We start from the raw sequence: 11497 nt of genomic DNA on the forward strand, positions 1-11497 counted from the left end.
CATTTTTTAATGTAGACTTTAAAATCGCAGAATTTTTATTTTAAATTGAATTTATAATATTTAAAAATAATAAATAACACTTCATATGTTGTGCTATTTAAAGGTCTCAGGCAGATAGGAGTGTAAGTAAGATTCTCAGCTTACTTTGATCGACTAATAACAAAAAAGTGTCTTACTAACAAAAAATATTTTGATGAAAACTATATAAATAACATTTACTTATTAAATAATATGAATTTATTAAAAACTCTAAATTAGTCAATCTATGTTCTTATTTGCACTTTGGTAAGAAGTGAAAGCATGTGGTAGGGATTTCAAAATTCACCTCTGGTATAGTCTCGTTGGTATGAGAAGAGGCTTTAAGCTTTAACTTTTGAAGTAATTTGAATAATATATTTCAGCGAGTCTGTAATAAATTAATGAATAATTAAGAAATGCCATATAATCAGTTTATTGTTTATATGTGATGATGACAGATATTATCTTTTAACAGAATTTTTATACTATGCAAGATTAAACCTATTTGGGGGAGATGATTAAGATAAAACTAATTTAATAAAAGATTAATTCCTTTTTAAGTAATAAATTTAAACTTTACAGATGTAAAAAATGGATAACGGTCGAAATACTGAAAATAGAGAGAAGTGTGCTGAATAAAAGAATAGTGGGTACTTTTTTCATATCATACTGCTGACCAAAAATGGCAAATAAGCCAACCATAGAAACGCTCGACAATAATGTTCCTGCAAATATCATTTCGGCATTGGTGTTAGGAAGACATTGGAAAATTCCGAAAACCAACAGCGGTAAAGTAACTAATTTTAAGCTCACAGTAATCGATAGATCTCTTCCTAGCTTTTTCTGTGAAGCTAGGGTAATTCCATATAAACTGCCGCCAATAACGAGTAAACCCACAGGCATTGTCGTTTGCCCAATGGGCTGTAGTACTTTAATTAATTGCTCAGGTAATTGAAGTGAAAAGAAACTGAGAGCGGAACCTATAATCAAAGCAATGATAATTGGATTTTTAATGATATTGCTTAAACCTGTTTTCAAAATGTCTTTTAGACTTTGCTGACTTTTACCGAGTTCTAAACAAATCAGAAACATGAGGAAAATAACAAAATTTTCAACAAGAAAAGTCATTCCAAAATAAATCGCTGCTCGTTCTCCAAGGAACATATACAGTAAGCCACTACCAATAAAGCCGGTATTCGACATGGAGCTACCCATTGCCATAACACTTGATTCTGTTATAGGTGTTTTAATGACGTAGCGGTATATGCCAAACGCACTTAGAAATACAATGAATGAAGCAAGGCTATAAGCAATAAGATAGGGGACTTGGATTAGAGAATGAAAATCATGCGAAGAGATACTAACAAGTAATAAACACGGGATCGCAACTTTAATTGCGAACAGCCCCATGACTTTGAAATGCTCTTTCTCTAAAACCTTAAAATGAGCAATGAGATAGCCAATAAATATTGTAATAAATACAGGCAGAATTAGATGAACGATCTCTAGCATAATAATTTCTATTTATTTGAAAAATAGGTATTTTTTAGATCGTTTATTATCCTAAATAAATATTGAAAAGTATAGTATATAATCAAAATAATGATAGAAAAATAAGAGACTCTCTACCTAAAAATTATTTCTCGAAATTTATTAAAAGACAAAAATGTGAGTGCCATTTGCTTACTTATCTTATCGCGTCAAACTGAGTGAGATGCAGGATTAACATCATTTCATGCTTGAGTAAAAACAGTTAAATATTTAATTTTCATTTGGCATGAATACCTGCATTTTTATATCTAATTCGCATAACAAAATCTTATTAAATTAAATGAAATGTAATTTTCACTGCATTTTTCATTGTTTTATCTCTGCAGAATTCTATCCAAATTCGACTCCTTAATTGAAAGGGGTAGTTCAATATTTGGAAAGATGATGTCAGCGTTATTGAAAACACTAAATAATGTAGAGGGGGCTAAAAAGTTTAATACTCAACTGCCGTTTGAGTGTATTAAATCAGTGTTGCTCTATAGTTTTGTACCGATCGCCACATTTTTATTCTGGTGGATTGCATCTCATCAGCTGTGGATGCCTGCACAAATTTTACCTACGCCACAACAAACATGGTTGACTTTTCTTGAACTCCTTCAAGCTCAAGATCTAATGAATCATATCAGTATCAGTATCAATCGCTTAGCTATAGGTGGCTTGTTTGGCATTATCGGTGGGCTGATCTTTGGTGGGTTATTAGGTTTAAGTCAAAAATTTGAGCGCTATAGTTCGGCGAGTTTTTTTGCCATAGCAATTATCCCAACATTGGCATGGTTACCTTTACTGATGATGTGGTTAGGAATAGAAGAAGGCTTAAAATATTTCCTGATATTTAAAGCTGTCTTTATTCCAATTGCCTTGCATGTGCAAACAGGATTAAAAGAAATACAACCCAAACTCAAAGAAGTGAGTTATGTGCTTGGATTCACCCGGCATCAACAATGTTTAAAGCTCATATTCCCATCTGTATTAGCATACTTCTTTATAGGATTAAGAATTGCTTTGGCCGCAGGTTGGACAACTTTAGTTGCCGTTGAGCTCATTGCTTCCTCTGAGGGAATTGGATATTTAATGGTAACTGGGCGACAATTATTTCAGCTCGACATCGTTTTTGTCATGATTTTTGTGATTGCATTCATTGGCATCGGGATCGATGTGTTGGTGTCTTGGATTGAACGCAAAATTGTATTTTGGCCACATGCGGCTATAAGTGCCCAGCCCACGTCCAAGAAGACTAAACAGCTTTGGCAGCCTGGGATATTTCCTATCTTTCTTGTGATTCTGTGGTGGATAGTAACATTTAAAACTTGGATCGCAGTTGAATTATTACCCTCGCCGCAAAATGTTTTCTATACCCTTATTTCTGAATTACAAAGTAATGGGTTAATTACAGCAACTGTAGAAAGCTTAAGCCGTGCATTACAAGGCTTATTTCATGGGGCTTTTTGGGGTATTGGACTCGGTATTTTAGTCGGGAACTCTTCATTCCTTAATCGATTAGTAACACCGAGTTTAAATACTTTACGCCTGATCGCTATTTTTGCATGGATCCCATTGCTTACTGCATGGTTTGGGTTAGGTGATTTATCAAAAATCATATTCATTGCTTTAGCAACTTTCTTCCCAATGTTTGTCGCAACAAGCCAATCGGTCAAGGGATTATCTCAGCAGCTGATTGACGTCAGTACAGTGCTTGGTTTGAGCTTTCGCCAACGTATATGCAAATTGATTTTACCGAGTATTACTCCTGCAATATTTTCGGGACTTCGATTGGCATTACTTTATGCATGGATGGCGTCATTTGGGGCGGAATACTTAATGGGCTCTGGGATTGGTATAGGGACTTACATGATGACCGCACAGCAAAGTTTTGACATGGATCGTGTCATTGCAGCAACGATATTGGTTTCTGTTTTGGGTGTTTTACTCGCTTATATCGGACAATTTTTTGAAAATAAAGCCACAGCTTGGCGTAGAAATCATGGTTAATAATATGAATAGCAAAGTAAATATTGAACAAAATTTAGAGGCGTCATGCATTAAGCCGAAAGAGAATCACATGGTTGAGTTTAAGCATCTGAATAAATCATTTTTAGTAAATGATAAGCCTGTAGAAATTATTCATGACTTTAATCTGAGTATTCGTGAAGGTGAGTTCCTTGCTATAGTTGGAACAAGTGGTTGTGGTAAATCCACATTATTAAGATTATTAAGTGGTTTAGACTCTGATTACAGCGGTGAAATCTTAGTTGAAGGGATACCAGTACAAGGTGTGGCCGATGATCGTGCTGTGGTTTTTCAAGAACCACGTTTATTCCCATGGCTAACGGTTTCGCAGAATATTGAATTAGGTTTAATGAATGCTTCTCTATCAGCTGATGAGAAACAATTAAAGATACAACAAGCAATTGAGCTTATTCACTTAAATGGATTTGAACATGCGTATCCACATCAACTTTCTGGTGGTATGGCACAAAGGGTAGCGATTGCACGAAGTTTGGTACGCCAACCTAAACTGTTCTTACTGGATGAGCCTTTTGGTGCATTAGATGCTTTGACTCGACATAGTATGCAGAACGAACTTTTAAGAATTCATGCTGAACATCAGATCACGACGATATTTATTACCCATGATGTTGAAGAAGCGGTAACACTTGCCGACCGCGTGGTGGTTTTAAAACCCAAGCCTGGTCGAATTGATGCGATCATTGATGTTAATTTGCCACGTCCACGGAATCGTTCATGTTTTGAATTACATCAATTAAAAGAGGAATTATTTAATAGATTGACTGACCATAAAGTCTAAATTTATTGAGCAAATTCTTTTAGCGTGATTCACTTAAAGTAAATCATATAGAGCTTTCGATGCAGTTTGAACTTAGATGCTCAAGTCGTGCGTTTACGATATTGAACTCTGTCAGCATATGGTGAATCAAATAAAAGAGATAAGCTTTGTGTATAAAATAAGTCTAATTTTTTAGGCTTATTTTATTTAAATAAAATTTGCTAAGTATTTTCACTTTATTGAAAAATAAAAATAAGATTTAAATATCATAAAAACGTATCAAGTCGATATAAAAAATTCATTATATTTATATTCAAATGATTTGAAGATTTTAAAATGCAATTCCACGATTTTAGAGATATTACACACTCTGAAGATTATAGTAAGTTTAAAGAAATATTGGAGCCGAGAGTTCATCATCTCGGGCTGCATCCATTGCACGATACGCTTGATTATCGAAAGCTTGCGGAAGAGCAGTTATTGCAATGTAAATTTATGGAAAATATTTCCGATTTAGAACGTCAAGAGTTGTTTTCTAAAATTAAAATTAAACATTATTTTAGTGGGCAGACGATTTATCAGCGTAATGAAGAATGTAATGAACTGATTTTTATATTAAGAGGTACGGTTCAACTTGGCTGGCATACAGAGCTGGGTCGTTACATTATTCATAAATTCATACCATCAGGTATTCTTTTAAATATCATATATTTAATTTCAAACTCCCTGTTTGAGCATGAATTTATTGCGCATGAAGCAACTGTTGTAGCAGTCATTCCAAAAGAGGTGTTTTTACCTATATTGAACAATAACTCTAAAATGCTTTATGACATATTTAGATTGGTGTGTCAGCGCAACCGGTTATTGGATAATGATATCTATAATCAAAGTACGCAATCACTTCGGGTACAAATCGCTCGGCAGTTATTATACCTTTATGAGTATTTTTCAAGCCAACAGAATGGGATAATTAAACTCAGTATCAAATTGTCTCAAGAAAATTTGGCAGATTTACTTAAAACTTCACGACAAAGTATTCGTAAAGAAATGCAGAAATTTATAGATGAAGGCATTATTGAATCTAAATATAACCAAATAAATATTTTAGATATTGATGGATTGCGAAATATATTATGAATTGAATATTTAATATAACCAATTCTTTTTTTGATTAAATAATTGTATTTTTCAAGCAAGATTGTATTGAGTGCCATTTCTATAATCACCTTAATTTAAAAATAAGGTGATGCTCAAGTGTCAAAATCTTTATTCAAAGTTCTGAGCGTGTCAGGACTTTTGTTACTGACTGGCAATCTATATGCACAATCATTAAAAACAATACGTATTGCTTCACCTGATCTCACAGCAGGTACTCAACATGCGGGCGGAGGGGTCGTTGATGTTTTATATTCAAAGAAATGGGTTGAGCAAGCTTTTGCTAAACAAAATATAAAAGTTCAATGGTATTTCTTTAAAGGTGCTGGCCCAGCCATTAATGAGGCACTGGCGAATGATCAGTTAGATTTTGCTTTTTTAGGTGATTTACCGCCAATTCTAGGTAAGGCACAAGGCTTAAAGACACAACTGCTAGTCCCAACCTCACGGGGTGGGACAAACTATTTAGCCGTTCGTTCTGATCTTAATGTTAAGCAGTTAAAACAGCTTAAAGGACTTAAAGTCGGCATTTTACGCGGAACGGCAGATGAATTGTCATTCGTTGCAGCACTGAAAAGTCAGGGGTTGACCACTCAAGATGTGAAATTGGTTAATCTTGATTTCAACGCAGTGAATGCAGCGCTTGCCGCGAAAAGAATCGATGCATCATGGGGACCTGCGCGATTTTTTGCACTTCGTGATAAAGGCTTAGTCAAGCTGCCAGTAAGTACGCGTCAGTTAAATGGTGTTGGTGCATCACAAGGTGTGTTTTTAGGTCGCCAACAATTTATTCAAAGCTATCCGAAAGAAACACAGTTAGTCGTTGATCAAGTGGTCAAAGGGCTTCATTGGCTTTCACTAGAACAAAATCATGTTCCTCAAATTGCCCTTTTTGCCACCCAAGCCTCTTATCCGGCATTGGTTTATGCGCGTGAATTGCATGGAGTCAATCTTAAGTTTTTATATTCACCACGTTTTGATGGTTATTACTTAAATAACCTACAGCAAAAAATTGATCTCACTCAAGCCCAGGGTTTAATCAAACAAAAAATCGACATTAAACCCTGGGTGAATACCACCTTTGTGAATCAAGCCATCCGCAATTTAAAACTTAACGAGTTTTGGAAAGACACAAACCAATATGAATATTTAAAGAAGTAAAACGCTTTATTTATACAAATGATCTTTAGGGGAAATATATGCGTCATCAATCAAAAGTCACAACAGATTTAAGCTGTAAGGCAATCCGTTTAAGTATTTTGACAGCCAGCGTGTTGTTGAGTTTACAAACAGCGCAAGCTGAACAAGCGTCAACCACAAAAGATGTGGAAGTGAGAGAGTTGGATGCAGTGGTTGTAACCGCCACACGCCGTGAGCAATCTTTACAGAAAGTACCGCTTGCTGTGTCTGTTGTATCTGGTAAAGAGCTTGATAAAAAGCAAAAAAGCACTTTAGAAACTATTGTTTCAGAGGTGCCAACCGTAAATTTCCGTGCTAACTCTTCAAATAAAGATTCATCTCTATTTGTTCGTGGTGTGGGTACTGTGACAACTTCACCAGGCGTAGAACCCTCTGTATCGACTGTGATTGATGGTGTGGTTTTAAGTCGTCCAGGACAAGCAACACTCGATTTACTCGATGTAGAACGCGTAGAAGTTCTTCGTGGTCCGCAAGGTACATTGTTTGGTAAAAATGCATCAGCCGGTGTGATTAATATTGTCACTAAAAACCCAACGAAATACCTATCAGGCTTTGTTGATGTCTACGCAACCAGTGATCATGAGCAACGTATTAAAGTCGGTGCTTCAGGTGAACTAATCCCAGACAAATTAAAAGCTAATATCACTGCACTCGTGGGTAAATTTGAGGGGAATGTTAAAAACCTCAATAATGACAAAGACGTCAATGGTTATGATAATGAAGGTTTCAGAACCAAGTTTGAATATACGGCATCCGATGATCTCGTATTTGGCCTAGCAGTCGATTATCTGCATAAACAAGCCAATAGTCCCAATGGCGTTGTGGTTAAAAATACCAGTGCAAGCTACGCAGAAGCATTGGGTCCAATTCGTGTTGGTTTAGAAAATCGTGAGACAGTGGAAGGAACACAAAGCCGTATTGATGACATCAACCAAGGGATTGCATTAACAGCAGATTGGACTTTGGATAATCATCAGTTGTCCTCTATCACAGCTTATCGTCAGTGGAAAAATACCCAGATTCAGGATGGTGATCAATTAAAGGAAGTAACTCAAAATTTTGCAGATATTGCTGATCGTGGAGATGTGAACAGTAAACAATATTCACAAGAACTTCGTATTAAACCTTTGGATGTTGGTCATTTTAACTACGTCGTAGGTCTGTACTTATCTAAGAATAAAACGGATGAAATCTATCAACGTCGTTCAATTTGGTATGATGCAGGAAACTCAGACTATGTAACGGACCGTGGTCGTGCTGATTACAGTACGGATAACACGAACTATGCATTGTTTGGTGAGGGAACCTATAGTTTTACGGATCGTTTACGTGTTCTTGCTGGTCTTCGTGTGACTCGTGATGAGTTAAGTTATGAACATGCACGTGTATCTACCGTCGATTCTGGCGTTAGAAATGCCATTCGTTCACCTTATGCAAGTTCAGGTTCGACCTCTGAGACAGGAATCTCTGGACGAATTGGCCCTCAATTCGATATCGCACCAAATATTAATAGTTACTTGACCTATTCGCGCGGTTATAAAGGACCTGCATATAATGTTTACTTCAATATGCAAAGTATTGATACCCCTGTTATTGATCCAGAGACTGCAAATTCTGTAGAACTTGGTCTTAAAACACAGTGGCTTGATAACCGTCTACGCGTCAACTTAGCAGCTTTCCATACAAGTTATGAAAATTATCAAGCGAATTTCCGTACTCTAGATCCAAGCGGTTTCCCAATTACACGTTTGGTGAATGCAGGAGATGTGTATACACGTGGTTTTGAGATTGATTCTAACTTTAAATATAGCCCAGATCTCAATTTTAGCTTTGCGCTTGCCAATACGATTGCACGTATTGATGATTTTAAATGCCCGGCAAATGATCCTTCTTGCCCGAATGTAAATGGTAAACCGCTACCGTTTTCACCGGACTGGAAAGCCAATGCTCAAGTCGACAAATTTATCTCTTTAAACAATAACCGTCGTTTAGAACTGTCTACACAATACTCTTGGCAAAGTGAAGTGCAATACAGTCTAGATCAAAATCCTAAAACAATTCAGCCTTCTTATGGTATTTGGAATGGAAGTGTTGCTTTAAATGATGTGTCATCAGACTGGCGTGTAGCCCTCCAAGTTCGCAATATTTTAGATAAATCTTATGCATCAATGCTCAATACCAATGGCGACCGTGTCAATCGTATTGTCCCACGTGATGATGAACGTTACTTCGGTATCTCGGTTCGTAAAGATTTCTAAGGATTAATGCATACAAGTGATATATCTCATTGATGGTGGTATATCACTGGAGCTGAACATGAATCAAAAAGTGAATATTGCCGATCAAAGTATTGCATTCCATCCTGATAGAGAATTGCATCTTAACTTATTTTTAGATGGTTTTGGGCATCATTTAGCCAGTTGGCGCCATCCTAAGAGTGATCTCAACCAATCAGCTTATCAGCGTTTTCTAAATAGTGCTCTTATTGCAGAGCAAGGCAAATTTGATGCGGTGTTTTTAGCAGATAGTTTGGCAATGGATCCAAGTGTGGTATCGAATGGTAAAGCACGTGGTCATGAAGTTGAACCTTTAACAGTTTTATCTGCCATTGCAGCTCAAACCACACATATCGGTTTAATTGGCACAGCAACAACGACCTATAACGAGCCTTATCATATTGCACGTAAGTTTGCATCATTGGATGTGATTTCTAATGGGCGTACTGGTTGGAATTTGGTTACCACTGATCTTGCAGCAGAGGCGCAAAATTTTAATATCGATGAGCATGTAAAACACGCGGATCGTTATGACCGTGCTGAAGAATTTTATGATGTCGTGACAGGACTCTGGCAAACCTGGAATGATGACGTCATTTTAAAAGATAAAGCACAAGGTCAATATTTTGATCCTGCGAAGATTAATGTGTTGAATCATACAGGGCGTCATTTTTCAGTCAAAGGCCCTTTGAATGTAGGTCCGAGCCTTCAGAAACATCCCATTATTGTGCAAGCAGGGAGTTCGGATCGGGGCAAGGAACTCGCAGCACGAACAGCAAATGTCATTTTTACAGCGCAAAGTTCACTCGAATCTGCACAGCAATTTTATGCTGATGTTAAGTCACGTTTATCAAAGTATGGCCGTCACGCGAATGACCTGAATGTATTGCCTGGTTTATACGTGGTCGTGGCAAAAACCAAAGAAGAAGCCTTGGCAAAACAAAAAACATTGGATGACTTAATTGATGAAAGTGTGGGGCTTGGACTGTTAGGCCGTATGCTGGGGAATTTTGACCTCAGTGGCATTGATGTAAATGGTTTATTACCTGAGCTTGATCAAACACAGACAGGGCAACAGAGTCGTCAGGAATTATTTACCAAACTCAGTCATGAACAAGGCTATACGGTGAAGCAATTGTATGGTCGTGTTGCCTCAGGACGTGGGCATTTTAGTGTGGTCGGTACAGCTGAAGAAGTCGCTGATCATATTGAGACTTGGTTCAAACAAGGTGCAGCAGATGGTTTTAATATCATGCCAGGGCTACTACCGGATGGAGCTCAAGATTTTGTAGAACTCGTAGTGCCATTACTACAAAGACGTGGACTGTTTAGAACGGAATATCAGGAAAATACCCTACGTGCACGTTATCAACCGACAACAAGTTTTGCATAAGTTATTTTAGAGAGAATTGAATTATGTATATCGCTGCAGAAAATCGCTATGCCCATTTAACTTATCGCAAAGCGGGAAAGACCGGTTTAGTTTTACCGCCATTATCACTTGGCTGTTGGCATAACTTTGGTGATGATACGCCAATCACACAACAGCGAAAAATTTTGCATACTGCTTTTGATGCGGGTATCAACCATTTTGATCTCGCAAATAACTATGGAACGCCGTTTGGTAGCGCAGAGCAAAACTTAGGATATTTTCTGAAGAATGATTTTAAAGCGTATCGAGATGAACTGATTATTTCGAGTAAAGCAGGTTGGGACATGTGGCCTGGACCTTATGGTCAAGGAGGCAGTTCCCGTAAGTATCTGATGGCAAGTTTAGATCAGAGTCTTTTGCGTTTAGGTCTAGATTATGTCGATATCTTTTATTCGCATCGTTATGATCCAGAAACGCCACTTGAAGAAACCGCTGAAACCTTAGCGGATATCGTTAAAAGCGGGAAAGCTTTATACATTGGTATTTCTTCGGGTTACACGCCAGAATTGACACAACAACTCGCTGATTTACTGGCACAGCAGCATGTCCCAATCCGCTTGCATCAACCACTCTATAATTTGTTTAATCGCGATATTGAAAATAACTTATTAGATAAAACAGATGAACTTGGAATAGGGGTCATTGTATTTTCTCCTCTGGCGCAAGGTTTACTTACTGACCGCTATCTAACGAATATTCCTAATGACTCGCGTATTGGACGTGGGAGTAAATACTTGCATGAAGACCAAGTAAATGAATCACTACGTCATAAGCTACACCAGTTAAATGTGATCGCCCAACAGCGTGGACAAACATTGGCACAGTTGGCATTGTCGTGGGTATTGAGAGATTCAAAAGTCACCTCTGCAATTATCGGGGCAAGTCGTCCGGAACAAGTCTTAGAGAATTTAAAAAGTTTAGATCGTTTGGACTTTGATGACGAAGAATTGAGTTTGATTGACCGAGTTTTAAAGGCTTAAGTTCAAATTTTTAATTGCTTAGATCTTTAGTATGAATCTGGATGAAATACTTATCCAGATTTTTTCTATTCATTTTAGTGGACAAGTAATAATGTGATTT

8 protein-coding genes are annotated in these 11497 nt (G+C 37.2%); 7 read left to right on the top strand and 1 reads right to left on the bottom strand.

From position 1 onward, the window contains the following. Nucleotides 1–594 precede the first annotated feature (594 nt). Nucleotides 595–1530, bottom strand: coding sequence for an AEC family transporter (locus A3K93_RS13260; protein ID WP_067731769.1), 936 nt, complete (start codon nt 1528–1530; stop codon nt 595–597). A gap of 423 nt (nt 1531–1953) precedes the next feature. Between A3K93_RS13260 and A3K93_RS13265 the strand changes: the two genes are divergently transcribed. The 7 genes from A3K93_RS13265 (at nt 1954) to A3K93_RS13295 (ending at nt 11397) form a co-directional block, all read left to right on the top strand. Further along, complete coding sequence (locus A3K93_RS13265) at nt 1954–3558, top strand: ABC transporter permease (protein ID WP_067731770.1); 1605 nt, start codon at nt 1954–1956, stop codon at nt 3556–3558. 70 nt (nt 3559–3628) lie between these two features. Then, a complete protein-coding gene (locus tag A3K93_RS13270) occupies nt 3629–4375 on the top strand; it encodes an ABC transporter ATP-binding protein (protein ID WP_067732173.1) in 747 nt (248 codons plus the stop codon). Nucleotides 4376–4690: 315 nt separating this feature from the next. Next, entirely contained in the window at nt 4691–5491 is an 801-nt protein-coding gene (locus A3K93_RS13275) for a Crp/Fnr family transcriptional regulator (RefSeq protein WP_067731771.1), read from the top strand. Nucleotides 5492–5608: 117 nt separating this feature from the next. Further along, a complete protein-coding gene (locus tag A3K93_RS13280; protein WP_067731772.1) occupies nt 5609–6670 on the top strand; it encodes an ABC transporter substrate-binding protein in 1062 nt (353 codons plus the stop codon). Nucleotides 6671–6708: 38 nt separating this feature from the next. Next, nucleotides 6709–8967 (top strand): TonB-dependent receptor, encoded by a 2259-nt coding sequence (locus A3K93_RS13285; RefSeq protein WP_067731773.1) that lies wholly within the window; start codon nt 6709–6711, stop codon nt 8965–8967. 58 nt (nt 8968–9025) lie between these two features. Beyond that, complete coding sequence (locus A3K93_RS13290; RefSeq protein ID WP_067731774.1) at nt 9026–10378, top strand: LLM class flavin-dependent oxidoreductase; 1353 nt, start codon at nt 9026–9028, stop codon at nt 10376–10378. 20 nt (nt 10379–10398) lie between these two features. Further along, on the top strand, nt 10399–11397 hold the full coding sequence (locus tag A3K93_RS13295; protein WP_067731775.1) for an aldo/keto reductase: 999 nt from the start codon (nt 10399–10401) through the stop codon (nt 11395–11397). Nucleotides 11398–11497: the final 100 nt, after the last annotated feature.

The sequence above is a fragment of the Acinetobacter sp. NCu2D-2 genome (assembly GCF_001647675.1).
Taxonomy (GTDB): domain Bacteria; phylum Pseudomonadota; class Gammaproteobacteria; order Pseudomonadales; family Moraxellaceae; genus Acinetobacter.

Bases quoted from the DNA above. Each gene is read 5' to 3' on its own strand.
- A3K93_RS13270 (WP_067732173.1), top strand. From the start codon at position 3,629: ATGGTTGAGTTTAAGCATCTGAATAAATCATTTTTAGTAAATGATAAG.
- A3K93_RS13260 (WP_067731769.1), bottom strand. From the start codon at position 1,530: ATGCTAGAGATCGTTCATCTAATTCTGCCTGTATTTATTACAATATTT.
- A3K93_RS13285 (WP_067731773.1), top strand. From the start codon at position 6,709: ATGCGTCATCAATCAAAAGTCACAACAGATTTAAGCTGTAAGGCAATC.
- A3K93_RS13265 (WP_067731770.1), top strand. From the start codon at position 1,954: ATGTCAGCGTTATTGAAAACACTAAATAATGTAGAGGGGGCTAAAAAG.
- A3K93_RS13275 (WP_067731771.1), top strand. From the start codon at position 4,691: ATGCAATTCCACGATTTTAGAGATATTACACACTCTGAAGATTATAGT.
- A3K93_RS13290 (WP_067731774.1), top strand. From the start codon at position 9,026: ATGAATCAAAAAGTGAATATTGCCGATCAAAGTATTGCATTCCATCCT.